The sequence below is a fragment of the Paenibacillus glycanilyticus genome (assembly GCF_030161375.1).
In the GTDB taxonomy this organism is placed as follows: Bacteria; Bacillota; Bacilli; order Paenibacillales; family Paenibacillaceae; genus Pristimantibacillus; species Pristimantibacillus glycanilyticus_B.
In genome coordinates this window covers 35913-53570 of the sequence record NZ_BSSQ01000007.1, presented here as the reverse complement: position 1 = coordinate 53570, position 17658 = coordinate 35913, and the positions used below count along the sequence as shown (strand labels likewise).

Here is a 17658-nt window from a genome sequence, read left to right as displayed (position 1 = left end):
TACGAAGAAACCATGGTGTACGATGGTTTCTTCGTATCTTATGAATTACTTGCTGCTCTCTTTAACTTCTCTGTAATGCTTAATGTTCTCGTCTTGAACCGCTTTGCCGCCGGCGTCCATATATTCTTTCACAAGCTTGTCGTACAAGGAATCGAACTCTGCCGGCTTGGCCACGATCAATCTATCCATCATTTGCTTGTTCATGTCGCCAAGCGTTTTGCCGTATTTGATGCTGGCTTCGTTCGGAACGCCATAGTAGAAGCCGGTATAGCCGTCTGTCGTGTTGATCGCATAGGAATCAACAGCCATTTTCTCATAGTCTTTATCTCCGGTTGCCAAGGCTGCCGCGTACGTTTTGACATTCTTTTCGGTATCGCCTAGCTCCGCGCCGTTTACAACCAACGTATAATCCAGATTGAGATTGCTCATCTGCATATTTTCGCCGGTTTGCGCAATCCCTTGCGGGATGCCGTCCACCATCGTATGATTGACGCCTTCTTCGCCGAACTGCAGGAAGAACAACACTTCCGGATCAGCCATCCAGTTCAGGTATTTCATCGCCAGTTCCGCGTGTTTGCTGCTTTTTGGAATGAAGGAGAAAAGGCCGTTTTCATTATAAGTCTCTTTGATATATTTTCCTTCCGCGTTCTTGAAGGCATCGATCGGAACATAGTTCGCGTCCGGCGCGTTTTGTTTCAGCGGTTCGCGCATTTTTGCGGTAAGCGGATAATCCCAGTTAGCCCCATAGAAACCTACCTTGCCGTTCGTCACGTCGGCGTCCGCTTGCTTAGCCGTTTTGTCCAAAGCAAAGTCGGGACTGATCAGTTTTTCCGAATACAGCTTGTTCAGCCATTTATACGCATCCTTGTTGCCGGGCTTCAGCCAGTTCGTTGTCGTAACGAACTCTTCTTCCGACATTGGGCCCCAGAAGGACGGAACCAGGTTGCCAAACGTGTAGTTCATGCCGGCAGCCGCAGTCGCCCACGGAATGACGCCATTTACATTGCCGGGATTCTTGTCGCGGAAGGCAACAAGCGTATCGTACAATTCATCCTTATTAGTAGGAACAGGAAGTCCCAGCTTATCGAGCCAATCTTTGCGGATAAACAAGCCGTTCCAAGCAAGCAGAGTCCGCTTCGCCGGGATGGAAACTTGTTGGCCCTCGTATTTCCCGTAGTCAAGAACGGTATCGCCGAGATAAGCTTTCAGCTGCTGGCCATCCTTCTCGAGCAATTCGTCGAGCGTATAGAGACCTTTGTTTTTAGCAAAGCGGGTTACCGTTGTACCGTCGTAAGTGAAGGAAATATCCGGCGCTTCGTTGGCAGCCATGAGTACGTTCAGCTTATCGACTTCCTGGGAGCGAGGGACGGAAACGAATTTTACAACGGCGTTATTCGGTTTGCCGAATTTTTCGTTCACGTATTTGGTCCACGTATTGTTATTCAAATCCGGTTGTCCTTGAATACCTCTGTCGAATACTTCTACAGTCAAGGTTTCAACGGGACCGGAAGTTGCTTCCGCCGCTGGCGATCCGGCATTGGATGCCGCTGGTTCATTATTGCCGTTATTCCCGCCGCAACCTGCCACAACACCGGCCAATAACGCTGTGCTAAACAAAATGGCTGCTTTTTTCTTTGTACGTGTATTCACTTAAACCCACCCTTTCAAATGATAGATATTAAAATGATTCGTATTGCAAAGCTTCTTTACATCCGCTAGCCAGTCCGGGAACCACCCCTTTCAATCCGTTCTTTATCCTGATCAGCCTTTGATGGCTCCCGTCATCACGCCGTCCACGAAATACTTCTGCAATTTTGGATAGATGAGCAGGATCGGGATGGTTGTAAACATAACGCTGGCCGCTTTCAACGACTCCGGCACAATATAAGCGCCTGCGCCGCCTTCTCCGCCTTGTTGGCTGTCCAGCTGCTGATTGGCCGAGATGATCTGATACAGCTTCATTTGCATCGGATATAAATTTTTATCCGTAATGTAGAACAGCGCATCCTGGAATCCGTTCCATCTGTCCACCGCATAGAAAAGGCTTAATGTGGCGATGGAAGGCAGCGACAGAGGAAGCACGATCTTCATCAGAATGCCCATATCCGAACAGCCGTCAATTGCGGCCGACTCTTCCAGACTCTCCGGAAGGTTGGTGAAGAACGTCTTCAGAATGATTAAGTTAAACACGCTCATAGCGCCCGGCAGCACCAAACTCCATACCGTGTTCATCATCCCCAGGTTTTTAACCAGAATATAGGAAGGAATCAATCCTCCGCTGAAATACATCGTGAAGACTAGCGCCGACAAAATAAAGTTTCTTCCCATCAGCCGTTTTTTCGTTAATGGATACGCTCCGCAAATGGTCAAGAACATACACACTGCGGTGTAGAGTACCGTTAGCAGAATACTGTAACCAAGCGTATACAGCATCTCCACGTCGCTTAGGATCGTTTTGTACGTTTCCAGCGTGAAGCCTACCGGCCACAAGCCTACTTTTTGCGAAATAATCGCTTCGTTCGAGCTTAAGGAAAGCGCAATCATATAGAGGAACGGAACGATACAGGTGAAGCATAACGCCACGATAAAGACGATAATGACGATATCCGCCACGCTCATTTTTTTCTTCTTGCCGAAAGTGCTCGCCATACTCACCATATCCCATCCTCACCCAATTTCTTCGCAATATAGTTAGCGCCAATCAGCAGGATCAGGCCAACGACGGATTGGAATAATCCTACCGCTGTCGCTTGGGAGAAATCCCCCGAGCTAATACCAACTCTATATACGAATGTACTGATTACATCCGAGTAATCGCTCACTAATGAATTGCCCATTACAAACGGCCGATCGAACCCGATAGAAACCATTCTACCAATCTGGAGAATCAGCAAAATATTAATCGTAGATTTAATGCCTGGCAACGTAATATGCCATACTTTGCGAAGTCTGCTGCAGCCGTCGATATCGGAAGCTTCATACAATTCCCTATTAATTCCCGTCATGGCCGCCAGATAGATGATCGTCCCCCAGCCGATATGCTGCCATACGCCAACGGAAATATAAGTGATTAACCAAGGCACCTTCTGCGATAGGAACTCGATCTTCCCAAGCCCGAGGTTGTCCAGGAACGTGTTCACCATACCGCTGTTGGAGAACATCAGATAGACCATGCCGCCGATAATGACCCAGGATAAAAAGTGAGGTAGATACAATACGGTTTGCGTTAATTTCTTGAACTTCGCCGCTCTCAATTCATTAAGCAAAATCGCAAGTATGATAGGCGCCGGGAAACCCGCGATCAAGTCATAAACATTAAGAAGCAGCGTATTCTTAAGCGCACGGTAGAAGCTGTCCTGTTGGAATATGAACTGGAACACGTCCATCCCAACCCATTCGCTTCCCTTAATGCCCGCAAAAATGTTGTAATCCTGGAACGCCATCACAACGCCGTAGATCGGGGCATATTTGAAGATCAGGATATATGCAAAGGGCAGCAGCAAAAGAGTGTACAACCATTTGTCTCTTTTGATGTTGTGAAGAAATTTGTTTTTCTTCTTTATCGCAGCGTATTCTCGTTCTAAAACCGCTTTCATTTCTCTCATCCCTCCGGCTGTATTAAGGAGCTCTTATGTTTTCATTATAGCTACCGGAGAAATTTAAAAAATGTACTCATTTAAATGAATTTGGTAATAACTTAAAATCGTGGTGATATAAGTAATTCAGGGTTAAAAAGCTCCGTTTGCCATTAAGCTGTCGGAGGCTGTCCGCAAAAAATAGCGATGGCAGGGATAGCTCTCTGCATCGCTATTTTAAGTAAAAGTAACTCTTATTTTGCTGATACTAGCCTAGCTGCGCATAGTTATAAACCGTGCAAGGATAGAGGCCACTTCAGCCCGAGTGACGCTGCTTGCAGGCGCCAGAAGGTTTCCCGGCTTGCCGTTCAGAATCCCAGCGGCAACAGCCCAATTCATGGCATCCTGCGCCCAAGCGGACACCTCGCCGCTGTCGGCAAAGCTCTTGCCATTTCCGCTTGTTGCTGGTTGTCCGGCATATCGGTACAAAAGAGTAATAAGCTCCTCCCGCGTAATAGCAGCATTAGGTGCGCTGCCGTCGCTGATACCTGCCGTTACAGCCCAGTCTTCCGCCTTGCTGTACCAATTCGCGCCGCCGCTCGTCTCCACGTCGCCGAGCCTTGCCAATACGGTAAAGAGCATGGCCCGGCTCATCGATTCGCCCGGGGTAAATACGCCTTGCCCCGTTCCAAGGAACAACTCGCGGCTAGCGGCGAACGCTATCGCTTCTGCTGCCCAGTTATTGCCGGGCACATCCTTGAAAGTAATCTTGTTGTCTATTAATTTGACCGTCATATCGCCTCTGGCTATGAAACTTATTCCGCGGTCCGTCAGAACGGAGTCCCCTATGATTTTCCTGGTTCCGTCTGCCTTAACCGTGTAGGCCACGGTAGTGGCGGAGGCATTTTTCGCCGGAATCGAAATTCGCGTCTCTGCTACTCCTTCAGGCAGATGGACGGTGGCCGAGACTTCCCCAAGGGAAGTCGTAATCGTCTCTACCTTCACTCCGTTAGGCCATGTCGTAGTCTCGGTTACCGTTCCGGTCTTCTGATCCGTAACGATGGTGGTCGTACTGCCGTCTTCGTTCTTGATCGTAGTGGCTGCTCCTCCGCCAGTAGAGCCGCTAGATCCACCACCATCAGAAGGATTCGTCGGTTGAACATAACCTTGGATGGTTAACTCCACATGGGAGCTGGCTTTATAGTCAGCGGTCTCCCGGTAACGAATCCAATACGTTCCCGGAGCCAGATTGTGCAGCGTATCTCCCCCAACATTGGACCAGGTAGCCCCTTGGTCGGAAGACCATTCCATGGAGGCGTTCACGCCGGTGATGGTTCCATCGTTAGCGCCTGACGCTGTTTCATTGCTAGCCTTAAGCCCTACGGGAGTGGCTTTCGCTCCTCCGGTTACCGTCACTTTGAAATCGTCAAAGTCGATGGACGCGTTAGCATACCCGTCAATGCCAAACCTCTGGCCGGTCAGCTTGCTGCCGCCCGTATGGCGGAAGACAAAGTCCGTGGCCACTGGCACCGGATCATCGTTGATATAGACGGTATAAGTTTTGGCATCCCAGTTGGCTACCATTTTAATTTTGTACCAGCTATTAAGCGCGTAGTTTAGGACGGACTTCTTGGACCCGCCATTTTGCACCATAATCTTACCCGTATCAAACGCCGTGACCATCGAATAATTGCTAGTCCCGCTGTCGTTCCTCGCCATGGCTCCGTTAGCATACTGGAAGTTGGTGTTTAGCCTTGCGCGATATTCGATTACGATGCGCTCGTCTCCCGCAGCCGCCGCATCACCGCTATAAGGCAGGAACAGATTCGCTTTGCCCGCAGTAGACGTGGTCGTCAACCGAAGGAATTTATTACCCTCTTCTTCCTGAACGGTTGCGGTAGCGCCATTCGTCAGGTCTTCTACGTTAAAGCCGTACGGAACTTCACCCGCTTCATCGCCGACAAAATCCCGGTAAGCCTTATAACTTACTCCGTCTTGCGCAAGAACAAGAGAATCCGATAGAGCCGACTCGGCGACTGTAATCGCATTCAGGGCATCGGAGGCTTGCTGATCCGTAGTTGCAACATTCTTGGCCAACGCATCCGCTGCGTTCAGCGCGCTTTGCAAGGAATCATAAGCAGCTTGGCTGTATTGACCAAGACCATCGCCTAACGGATAAGAGATGCCGGACATCCCGGCGCGCTTGGCGTCAACGGCTGCTTGAAGCCTCTGTCCCGCCGTACTCTCCGTCCGAAGAGACGGACTCCATAGGGCATCGGTTGGCGTATCGCCGCTTTTCGTCAAGTAAATCCGGTCGATATACAAACCATCCTCGCGCATCCACAGACTGAAGGCATGCTCGTCCGCTGTGGCGACGTTAACTTTGCCTACGTTTTTCCAGTGCCATTTCTCGTCCAGATCATTGCTGAAAAAGACAGCAGTCGAGAAGTTGCCATTGCTTCCGTCCAACCCGCCGCGAATGGAGTCAGAGGCATTGTCGACATACCGCCAGCGCACCCAGACATTGTAATCGCCGGTGTTTGCGAAATTGATCTTATACGTTAATTCCGGACTCGATGCAGAGAAGTCGGCATCGTCTGACCACTGCCCGCCCAGATCGGGAAGGCGCATCGCCATGCCGGTATCCGACTGGGTGAGACGCCACGCGTTAGCAATCTTTCCTGCCGCGGCTGCCTGATCTCGCTTCGATACGGTATACGCCTTCATGTCATCCGTAATCTGGCTTGCGGATTCAAGCTCATGTTCCATGGCGTACTCGGCTTCAATGCCTACCTTTCCACCTGTTTCAACAAAAGCGCCCGCTCCCCAGCCAGCCGGGATGTTTTTCGGCTCTGCGGCTGTAGAGTTCCGGGACAGAAGCTGGGTGCCGGGGCTAAACGTCGTATTAAACGCATCGTTATAACTCTCGTCAGGACCAAGTTCAGTCGGAATGACGCCTTCCGGACCGGTGTACAGCACCATCTTGTCGATCATAATGAAACTATCTACCATCCACAGCTTAATCGTATGTTTTCCAGCTGTCATTGCAGGCATAGTAACGACATGCTTCTCAATCATATGGAAAAGGTTGCTTACCCAGATCGTGCCTTGTCCTTCATCGGCTGCCGCAGATTCCACGACAATCGGGGCTAAATCGTCCACGGATACCGCAAAGCGTACCTTTCCCTTGGAATTAAGCGTCGGAATCCGGTAGATCTCGAGCGGGAACTGACCCGCGGAAGTCAGGTTAATATCATACTCCAGGCTTGGGGCTGTCGAAGTGATCGCAGCTTCGTCCACGGCTCCTAGATCAGGATCGTAAGCACGTACGACGTCACCGCCGGAAGCACGGCCCAAGTCATGAATAACTTCCCACGTCTTATTGCCGCTTGCGTTCAAGCGGCTGTAATGCTCCGCTTCAATCGAAACATAACCGTCGGCTTCCGCATACCCCTTCACTTCGGACAAGGCTAATGCCGGATCTTCAACAGCTACTTGAACGGTCTTGACCGTATTTGCTGCCGTGTCGGTAATCGTAATTGTTGCTGATTCGCCTTTGTGGGCTTCGATTTCATCAATCGTAACATAGAGGCGAGTCTCGTCGTTTATGGTGCCGGCTTCGGAGGACAGATGTACCCAAGGCTGATCGGCGGAAGCTGTCCAGTTGATACTGCCGGCTCCTTTATTGAAGATATCGATGAATTTACCGTCTTGGTTGTACGGGGAGAAGACTAGCTTGGAATTCTCCTGCGGCTTATTCTCGCCTTGTACAACCGCGCCTAAGGACGGTTCCCCCAGTACCAGCGCCGGCGTGCCGGCAGGAAGCTGGTTAGTGACCGGCGGCGCCGCGTTTTCGGGATCAATGAATCCCTTCCACTTGCCATCAGCCATTGTGCTATACCGCGCAATTTCCGCTTTCTTTGCCAGATCTGCCTCTTGAGAGAGTTTGAGGAACGAATCGGCGGAAGCCATCCTACCCTGATCGTAGGCCAGATTGCTTCGATCCGCATAATAGTAGGCTTTATTCACATAATAGGCCCAGTTTATTTTGGATTGCACCAGTTCGTAGAAGCCGAGCTTCTGCTCCTCCGGAAGCGCGTTATAGATCGCCGCGGCGCGGTCGAACAAATCCTGGTATACCGCCATGCGCTTCGAACTCTCATCCCCGTATTGGGTCTGGTTGAACACGCCAACCTGCATGTGCTCAAGCTTGCGAACGTTTGTCTGCTGATAGAACGTATTGAGAATGTCGGCTGTCTCGTCGCTGTACTCACTGCCGAATTGCTCGCCAACCCAGTCTTTCAGGAATTGCTTCGAATTATTTTTGTACTTCTCTACATCCCATCCGTAACGGATAAAGAAGGTCATCTCGGCTTCTTGAGGTTTGATATCGCCAATGTTCAGTATCCAAGACTTCCGAATATTATGATCCCAAGACTTGCTTAGCTCCTCCCCCATTAAGGAAAGAGGGATCGAATTAAGCCACGTATAGCTTTGGTCAGCGGGAGCCCAATAGGAGACGTGATCATATAACCCATTTCCTCCTTCGCGCGCACGTTCTGTTGCATCCGGCATTCTCCGCATCATTCCGTGATTGTCGTCGCACCAGATCACCGTCACATTGTCGGGCAGATCAAATTTAGGGTTGTTGTAGATGGGGAGAACTTCCTTGTAAGGGATAAACGCCTGGAACGAATTATCGTATTTCTCCTGGCCTAATATCTCTTTAAGCATCTTCTGCTGCTCCCGGATGATCTCGTTCATCAGTCCGGCTTTCCGATCCTCCAGATCGCTGCCCAAGTAATCATAGGCGGAGTCCATCAGATTTTTCACGCTGAAAGCTTCGTCATGGATTCCCCGCATCCCAAGCGTCCATTGCGCGTCGATGTCTTTATGGCTTTCAATGCTTTCGCGCCAGTACTGGAGCACCGCATCCTTGCTTACCGTGTAGTCGTATTCAATCGTATCCGGATTAACGCCCATCTTCTGGGCATAATCCTGTTTCCAATCATCCCACTCGTGCGTGTTCGTCCGAAGAAGCATATCGGGGTGACTGGAACCAAGCACGATGCCGTATTCCTTCACCAGATCAATATTGCCGGGCACATTGTTAATGGAATTAACATGCATGGCTGCCCAGATGTAGTTCCCCTTCAATCGCAAGATAAGCTCGAAAATTTTGGCATACGTTTTGGGTCCCATATTATCCGGGTCTTTAAATACTTCCTTAGCCCAGCGGCCAAGCTTCTCTTCATCATTGAGGAACACGCCGCGGTACTTCACGTCCGGCAGATCTGTAACGGAAGTACCGGCAGCTATGTATACGGCGCTCTTGGTTTGGATAGCTGTGTCGGCAAAAAAATACCAAGGGCTAACGCCCATTCGTTCCGAAAGCTCGTATACGCCAAAAATAGCTCCGCGATTATCCGATCCCGCGATAACCAAAGTATTGTCGTCCAAAACTTTGATTAAATAAGCTTCCCATTTATTCTGGATCGCGTTTACTTCATCCGCGGTAATCTTCCCTTCGCTGACCAGCGACTGAATCTGCGCGCTGTTAGCAAGCGTGCCCACGATAACGACGGGACCTGCGGGCAGGGCTGTCTCGCTGCTCACGTTGGCGTCCAGATTGGTGACTCGCTTGATGTCATCCTTCAAGTCGTTCACCACTCGTCTGACCGGAGCTTCCTCCGCCGCATCCACCCAAATGTTCGCTGCCGTTGCGTTAACCGCTAATGGAAAATCTCCAACTTCCCCCGTTTCCTTAACGATTCCTTCGTCCTCGTCCTGAGCGGATGGATTAGCAGCTGCATAAGCAGGCATCATCCCGATCAAAAGCGCGATCATCATCATTACGGCCATTACGCGTCTTGCATCTCTGATCACATTAACTCACCTCAATTTTATATATTCGCCCGCGCAAAAGCGGATCTTGAGCAGCTGGCCTAGCCGTGATCGCTCAAGATCCGCGAAGCGAAGCGTTATGGTTTCATCGTGGATAATTTCAGTAAGTTGTATTAGGTTCGCGAAGCAATAAATCGGGCAAGAATCGTGGCCACTTCAGCCCGGGTGACGCTGTTTCCAGGAGCCAGAAGGTTCCCCGGCTTGCCGCTTAGAATCCCATTCGCTACCGCCCAGTTCATCGCTTCTTTTGCCCAAGAGGACACCTCGCCGCTGTCGGCAAAGCTCTTGCCATCTCCGCTTGTTGCGGGTTGTCCGGCATACCGGTACAGAAGAGTAATAAGCTCCTCCCGCGTAATAGCAGCATTAGGTGCGCTGCCATCGCTGATTCCAGCCGTTACAGCCCAGTCTTGCGCTTTGCTGTACCAATTCGCGCCGCCGCTCGTCTCCACGTCGCCGAGCCTTGCCAATACGGTGAAGAGCATAGCCCGGCTCATCGATTCGCCCGGGGTAAATACGCCTTGCCCCGTTCCAAGGAACAACTCGCGGCTAGAGGCGAAAGCGATCGCTTCGGCAGCCCAGTGATTGCCTGGCACATCCTTGAAAGTAATTTTGTTGTCGATTAATTTGACCGTCATATCGCCTCTGGCTATGAAACTTATTCCGTTGTCCGTAAGAATAGAGTCGCCTATGATATTCCTGGTTCCGACTGCCTTGACCGTGTAGGCCACGGTAGTGGCGGAGGCATTTTTCACCGGAATCGTAATCCGTGCTTCAGCCACGCCAGCGGGCAGATGGACGGTAGACGAGACTTCCCCAAGGGAAGTCGTAACCGTCTCTACCTTCACTCCGTTAGGCCAAGTCGTTGTCTCGGTTACCGTTCCGGTCTTCTGATCCGTAACGATGGTGGTCGTACTGCCGTCCTCGTTCTTGATTGTAGTAGCTGCTCCTCCGCCTGTAGAGCTGCTAGATCCACCTCCGTCAGAAGGGTTCGTTGGTTGCTCATAACCTTTGATGGTTAACTCCACCTGGGAGCTGGCTTTATAGTCATCGGTTTCACGGTAACGAATCCAATAGGCCCCCGGAGACAGATTCGATAGGATATCCCCCTCTACGTTGGACCATGTCCCTCCATTATCGGAAGACCATTCCATCGAGGCGTTCACGCCGGTGATGGTTCCGTCTTTAGCGCCCGCCGCTGTTTCATTGCTTGCCTTAAGCCCAACAGGAGTGGCTTTCGTTCCGCCGGTTACCGTCACTTTGAAATCGTCAAAGTCCATGGATGCGTTAGCGTACCCGTCTACGCCAAAACGCTGGCCTGTCAGCATGTTGCCGCCCGTATGGCGGAAGACAAAGTCCGTAGCTACAGGATCAGGGTTATCGTTGATATAGACGGTGTAGGTTTTGGCATCCCAGTTGGCTACCATTTTAATTTTGTACCACGTGTTAATAGTGTAGTTCTGGACGGTCTTCTTGGAAGCGCCATCCTGCACGATCAGCTTGCCCGTATCAAATGCAGATACCATGGAGTAATTGCCAGTTCCGCTGTCGTTTCTCTCCATAGCGCCATTGGCGTACTGGAAGTTGGTGTTTAAACGTGCGCGATATTCGATCACGATGCGTTGATCCGCCCCGGCTGTCACCTCGCCCAGATAAGGAAGGAACAGGTTCGCTTTCCCTGCGGTAGCGGTAGTCGTCAGTCGCAGGAATTTATTGCCCTCTTCTTCTTGCACCGTTGCGGTAGCCCCATTCGTCAGGTCTTCGATGTTAAAGCCAAACGGATACTTGCCCGTCTCATCGCTGGAGAAATCCCGGTAAGCGTTATAGAATACGCCATCTTGCGTGCTGTTGAGCGAACCTAACAGATCGGCTTCCAGATTGGCAAGGGAAGTCCGTTCTTCATTAAATTGCTCTTCCGTCAAACTTGCGTCAGCCGATAATTGCTCCGCATGGTCGAGCTTCGCTAGAAGCGCATCATACGCAGACTTGCTATAGCTGCCGAGCCCTTCGCCCAGCGGATACGAGAAGTTGTCTATCCGGCTGCGGGCTTGCTTCACGATCTCATCAAGGCCCCATCCCGGAATAACCTCAACGGAAGCGGCAGCCGGAACCTCCTCGCCATTCAGAGTCAACAAGACTGGCACTTGGACCATGCCAAGAGAATTGAAGTCAATGCCGTCCAGCTTCCAACTAACCTCGGCCGTGCTGTTTGCTCCCTTATACTCAACGTCAACAACGCCAGACAACTTAGGGGTTGCTCCGGATGGCGTTTTTACCTGCGTGACAATCTGAGGAACCTGAGACGGATCGGGAAGGACCGTCAAGTTGAAAGTTGCTTCCTTGCCGCCGTACGCGGCCGTGATTACCGTATCACCCGGCTGAGTATCATAGACTTCACCGGTGTCCGAGATTTGAGCCACGTCGGGATTGCTGCTCGAGTATGTCGCGCCAGCCGTCACGTCCTGCACTTCATACGTATTGTAATTTGCTAATAACTGCAGTTGACTTGTCATCCCGCCGGTCAGAATGTTGTTCAGTCCGCTGATGGCAATGGACTGCACAGTCTTCGGTTCAGCGTTAACAACAACCGTGGTAGTTGCTGTTTTCCCGTTATAGGTTGCGGTAATCGTTGCACTGCCTGCCTTGATCCCCTTGATCTCGGACCCATTAATCTGAACCACTTGATTGTCGGAAGAACTGAAAGCAACTCCGCTGTCCGCAAGGGTATTGGTCGTACCGGCTACCAAGTATACGGGCAAGCTGCGATTGTCGCCAAGCCCCAGCGTATATCCCGGTGAATCGAATACCAACTCTGAAGAATCAAGTTTGAAAACATCCATGCTGTCTATTTCCGCAAGGTTAGCGCCGGCAGAGAAACGAATGATATTATCGCCTTGCTGCAGATACACTTTCGCCGTGGAGGCGCCCCAACGATTCCAGCCGGAATACACGATGCTCAGCTTGGCGCCGGAGTTGCCATTGACCGACAAGATATGTGAAGCATCCGCCGCACTCGATGTACCGTTGGCGTTTCGCACGGAGAGCACATACATGCCTGCCTCCGGCACGTTAACCGTAAATTGAGCTTTATCATTGGCATTCTTCATATTCGTAATCTTTTTCCCGCCCGAAGCCGTGTTTTCCCGCAGGACGCTTGGACCGGTCTCACCGCCAGGATCTTTCACGAGCTGGGCGTCTTCCGCCTCATAACGCTGACGTACCGGTTCTCCTGAAGGGATCGCAATCGGTTGGTTCGGATCGACGGGCTCTCCGAGGTTCGGCGTTCCGTCTTCGTTCCAAGTAAATTTTTGTGCCCGGACATTGCGGGTCCACCCTGATCCGGACCAGCGGGCGGAATGGTAAATAATCCAGTCCTCGCTGCCGTCGGGAGAAGTGGTGAGACTATGGTGACCGGGGCCGTAGACGCCGTTTGCGCTGGAGAATATCGGCTGGTCGTGTTTGACCCAGGAGCCGGGATTCATTAAGTCGTCGCCAACTTGGGCCGTGATGAGTCCAAGGCAATAACTATCCGTCCAGCTTCCGTTAGCGGAATAAACCAAGTTGATCGTGTTGCCATGTATAGTCACTTCGGGGCCTTCATTAATTCGGCCCGGAGACGATTCCCAATCGTGATCAGGCGTCGACAGCAATACCCGCTCCGAGCTGATGGTCTTAGGATCGCTCATCTCCGCGATATATAAATTTTGAAAGCTGCCGTCCGTATCTTCCCAGCCGGACCAAATGAAATAAGGCTTATCGTTTACGGTCATCACCGTTCCGTCGATCGCCCAGCGGTCGGAAGAGTCCGTTATTTTCCCCTTGAACTCCCAGGTTCCGGTCATCGGATCAGCACTATCGTTCTCCAGCACGTACATGCGGTGGTTGGCGTTTGTTCCGTTGTCAGCCGCGAAGTAGATATACCACTTGTACTCGCCGTCGCTATCTTTGAGATAGTGCATCTCCGGTGCCCATACATCGGAGCTGTACATCGTTCCTTTCACCGGTGTCCAAGCTAAGCTGCGCTCGCCGGCATCAATGCCGGAGATGGTCTTCGCTCTGCGGATCATGATGCCGCTGGCGTTAACAAAGACGTTATAATAAAAGCCATCCGTATGCTTGTACACATACGGGTCGGCACCTACCTGCATGATCACATTATAGAAATCGGACACCTCTGTTCCTCCTGTTGCCGAAGCCGATATTGAATCTGCCTGATCTGGCGTCGGTTCTGCCGCTGCAGCTGCAACGCTCCATTGCGGCAGCATCAGCAGCACCACAAGACCAAGCAGCAGATATTTGAAACGATTCCTGAACATTTGCAATCCTCCCTGATCAATCATTATGTTTTCTTCCTCCTAGTACGAACGCACTACGCTGTATCCGCGAGTCACCTCCTCCGGCTCTATAGACAAATAAACCGCTTTCATTTTTGTCCATCTCCCTGCTCGATTGCTTTTCTGGCTAGTGTTCTTCATTCTACCTTCCGGAGGAAACTTACAAAATGTACTATCTTAAATAGTTTTTGTAATCGTTTTAAGATTTCCGGATGATCCAAATGAAAAAAGCAGACGTCCCATCTCATAATGGAACGTCTGCTTCGTTTATATAAATGATCTAATTGTCGTAAGGTCGTAGCTCGCTTATTAGTCTGTTCACCTGTTCTTGCCAACATTCCAGCAAACGGTCATAATAAACCCTCTCTTCGCTACCCGCGATAGACCCTTGTAGATCGAGCTCGTTGATTACGGCCCGAATGCCATCTTCCCAACGAATGGAATACCGGAAATCCAGATCAGTGCGGGCAGCCGTATTATCAAAAATCGTCACATTCTGAAAATTCTCAGCGCACCACTCCGCGCGTTTGGGCAACATCGCCTGAAGAAGATCCGTGGGAATATGAACAAATTTCGGTTCGGGCGCTTGGAGCGCTTTCGCTACAATGCTCCAATATTGATTGTAGGTCATCCATTCTTCGCCTGTTACATTATATGCCCGGCCAATAGAGTTCTTATTGCCAATGGCATTCGCGAAAGCAACAGCTACATCATCCCGATGGCAAGCTACCCATAACGAGGATCCATCACCGTGTACAATAATCGGGCGGCCCTCCCGGAGCCTGCGCATTTGATACTCGCCGCCGCCTAGGGATGCAATAGCATTGGAGGTCCCCCCATAAGTCTGAGCAAGGCGCAAAATGGTAACGGGAAAGTTCTGCTGTTCATAAGCCGCCAGCAGCACGTCTTCTGCTTCCCTCTTGCCGTAGGCGTAAGGAAAGGACAAGCTTGGCTTCCTCGGATGCGCTTCATCTATCGGATAATAGTCCGCATTCTTGGAGTAGACGTCAACGGTGCTGCAGAAGAGATATTGCTTCGTCATGCCGCTGAATACCTCAACGGCGTCTTTGGCATGCGCTGCCGTAAAAGCGGCCATGTCGATGACGCAATCAAATGGCTGTTCCGATTGAATGGCTTCCCTCAGCGACTGTTTGTCGCTTCGGTCCGCTTGGATACTTCGGACACCTTCCGGCGAAGGCTTGCTGCCCCGATTCAGATGAACAACTTCGGTTGCCCCATCCGACAACAAACGAGCTGTTATCGCTTCGCTGATCATTCCCGTGCCGCCGATTATTAATACTTTTCTCATTACCCGTGCGCCTCCATCCTTATGTAGCTCTCGCTCCTCCATTGCTTTCGCGATCCATTAGCCATAACCTCTACATGGGATGGTGATTCCAAAAAAAATTCTAAGTTAAAAATAAAAATGCTTAATGATGCCCATTTAATTGACCGAGCAATTGCTCCAACATCTCATCCGTGAAGGCACCTTGGCTGAAGGATACCAGGTTGCGCAAAGGCATGGTAGCAAGCGCGGCTTGCATGATTTTCGCCATTTTTTCATCTTGCTCCGAAATCCCCATGGCGGCTTGGAACTGCTGGGCCAGCGACTGCAGCATCGAGGCAGCGGCAGGGTTCGTCATCAACTCGCCGAGCAACGAGTTACGCGTGAATGTCTGGTGAAGCGCTACGGTAGAATGGACTTCAAGCGAAGCCTGCAAGGCGATATTCCGGGAGGAAGAGCCAATCATGATGGCGAACTCTCCGCTTTCTACATGCCAATCCTTCAATTCCGCGTTGTAATACGCAAAGGCGCGTTGACCGAGCGTGAACGTAACCGTCGTTTGCTCGCCCGGCTCCAGATCAACCTTGGCAAAGTCTTTCAACTCTTTATCAGGCCGCTTCATTGTGCTTACCGTATCCTTCACATACAGCTGTACAATCTCTTTGCCCGAGAGTTCTCCGGTATTCGTAATCGTCACCTGAACTTCAAGCGTGTCGGTATCGAGCATACTCGCGGTGTTCAGCTTAAGATCCGAGTAGGCAAACGTTGTATAGCTAAGCCCATGTCCGAATGGGAAGAGAGGCTCCAGTTTCTTCGTATCATAGTAACGATAACCGACAAAGATCCCTTCCTTGTATTCCACTCGTTTGCCTTCGCCCGGGAAGTGTAAGTAGGAAGGGTTGTCTTCCAGCTTCACCGGGAACGTCTCCGCCAGCTTGCCGCTTGGATTTACTTCGCCGTAGAGGATGTCCGCAAGCGCCCCTCCAATGGCTTGCCCGCCGAGATATGCTTCAACAATGGCCGGAACCGAAGATGCCCATGGCATCTCAAGGGCAGAGCCGTTCATGAGAACTACGACAACCTTGTCATGAACAGCGGCAACCGCTTCAATCAATTGCTCCTGGTTATAAGGGAGACGCAGATGTCGACGGTCCGACAGCTCGGACTCGAACCCATCCGGAATGCCGGCGACAATCACCGCAATGTCGGCTGCTCCCGCAACCTGTTTGGCTTCCTCGATGAGTTGACCGTCCACTTCCTCTGTATCTACCGCGTAACCGGGTGCATAGGCGATAAGATCCCCATGATGGGCAAGCTGCTTCATCTCCTCGACTGGAATATCTACTTGCGTTGGTACAACAAAGGCGCTTCCGCCGCCTTGGAATTTAGGATTTTGAGCCAATGCGCCAAGGATCGCAATTTTGCCGTTCTTCGGTAAAGGAAGCAACCCATCCGAATTTTTCAACAGGATGATGCTTTCACCTGCCGCTCTACGCGCAAGAGCGTGGTTATCCTCTGTACGTACGGTTACATGCTCCCGTTTGTTGTCCATATGCTTGAAGATGAGCTCAAGAATCCGTTCAACAGCCGAATCCAGCACCTCTAACGGCAACGTTTCATTCCGCACGCCTTGAATGATTTTCTTGTCGGTAAGGCCATTATTGCCTGGCATCTCAAGCTCAAGTCCGGCAGCCAAGGATTCGATAATCTGATCAACAGCGCCCCAATCGGATACAACTACCCCCTCAAAGCCCCATTCCTTCCGCAATACATCATCCAGTAAATGTTCATTTTGCGAGGCATAAGTACCGTTGATTTTGTTGTATGCCGTCATAACCGTCCAAGGCTTTCCTTTCTTCACGGCACCTTCGAAGCTGGCCAAATAAATTTCGCGCAACGTCCGTTCGTCGACGATGGCGTCATAACTCATCCGAAGATGCTCTTGATTGTTCACGGCAAAATGTTTCAATGACGTACCTACGCCTTGACTTTGCACGCCTTGGATTTGACTTGCTGCCAGCTCCGAGGATAAATAAGGATCTTCGGAGAAATATTCAAAGTTTCGACCGCCCAGAGGAGACCGTTTAATATTTGTTCCCGGTCCAAGCAGCACGGCTACATTCTCCGCCTGGCATATTTCTCCGAGCGCAACGCCAACTTCATGGATGAGTTCGCGGTTCCACGTGCTCGCTAGCGCTGCTGCTGTTGGAAAACAGGTGGAGGGAGTAGCGCCGTTCATGTTAATGCCTTCCGATGCGGCTTGTTTATGAAGGCCATTTGGTCCATTCGCCACCATAATGGAAGGAATGCCAAGTCGTTCAACGCCTTTTAAATGCCACACGCTTAGGCCGGAGCACATCCCTGCTTTTTCTTCCAACGTCATCTGGCTTGCGAGTCCCTTTATATCACGGTTCATTTGGATTCCCCCTGCTTTGAATGAATGAGATATTAATTCCAATTATTAATAGTAATGATAGTTCAGCTGGGCGTTATATTCATTCCAAAGCACTCGTTCCGCTGTTCCGTTTTCTATTTCGTTATCGCTTACATTCCTATTTGACTT

General features: G+C 50.8%; 7 protein-coding genes. All 7 read right to left on the bottom strand.

The window, feature by feature from the left end; translation table 11 throughout:
- Window positions 1-45 precede the first annotated feature (45 nt).
- Complete coding sequence (locus QQK89_RS09340) at window positions 46-1650, bottom strand: extracellular solute-binding protein (RefSeq protein ID WP_284238271.1); 1605 nt, start codon at window positions 1648-1650, stop codon at window positions 46-48.
- A gap of 111 nt (window positions 1651-1761) precedes the next feature.
- Window positions 1762-2658, bottom strand: coding sequence for a carbohydrate ABC transporter permease (locus QQK89_RS09335; protein WP_284238270.1), 897 nt, complete (start codon window positions 2656-2658; stop codon window positions 1762-1764).
- Window positions 2652-3596 carry an ABC transporter permease gene (locus QQK89_RS09330; protein WP_284238269.1) on the bottom strand — a complete coding sequence of 315 codons (945 nt, stop codon included), beginning with the start codon at window positions 3594-3596 and terminating at the stop codon, window positions 2652-2654. Before QQK89_RS09330 ends, QQK89_RS09335 begins: the two co-directional genes overlap by 7 nt.
- Before the next feature lie 252 nt (window positions 3597-3848).
- Window positions 3849-9461 (bottom strand): glycosyl hydrolase 115 family protein, encoded by a 5613-nt coding sequence (locus tag QQK89_RS09325; protein WP_284238268.1) that lies wholly within the window; start codon window positions 9459-9461, stop codon window positions 3849-3851.
- Window positions 9462-9592: 131 nt separating this feature from the next.
- The gene (locus tag QQK89_RS09320; protein WP_284238266.1) at window positions 9593-13792 is read right to left on the bottom strand and encodes a family 43 glycosylhydrolase; all 4200 of its coding nucleotides are present in this window, start codon (window positions 13790-13792) and stop codon (window positions 9593-9595) included.
- A gap of 298 nt (window positions 13793-14090) precedes the next feature.
- Window positions 14091-15119, bottom strand: a complete 1029-nt coding sequence (locus QQK89_RS09315; protein ID WP_284238265.1) for an NAD-dependent epimerase/dehydratase family protein — start codon at window positions 15117-15119, stop codon at window positions 14091-14093.
- Window positions 15120-15240: 121 nt separating this feature from the next.
- Window positions 15241-17511, bottom strand: coding sequence for a glycoside hydrolase family 3 C-terminal domain-containing protein (locus QQK89_RS09310; RefSeq protein ID WP_284238264.1), 2271 nt, complete (start codon window positions 17509-17511; stop codon window positions 15241-15243).
- Window positions 17512-17658 lie beyond the last annotated feature (147 nt).

Coding starts and splice junctions, on each gene's coding strand:
- QQK89_RS09335 (WP_284238270.1), bottom strand. CDS start 2,658: ATGGTGAGTATGGCGAGCACTTTCGGCAAGAAGAAAAAAATGAGCGTG.
- QQK89_RS09330 (WP_284238269.1), bottom strand. CDS start 3,596: ATGAAAGCGGTTTTAGAACGAGAATACGCTGCGATAAAGAAGAAAAAC.
- QQK89_RS09320 (WP_284238266.1), bottom strand. CDS start 13,792: ATGTTCAGGAATCGTTTCAAATATCTGCTGCTTGGTCTTGTGGTGCTG.
- QQK89_RS09315 (WP_284238265.1), bottom strand. CDS start 15,119: ATGAGAAAAGTATTAATAATCGGCGGCACGGGAATGATCAGCGAAGCG.
- QQK89_RS09310 (WP_284238264.1), bottom strand. CDS start 17,511: ATGAACCGTGATATAAAGGGACTCGCAAGCCAGATGACGTTGGAAGAA.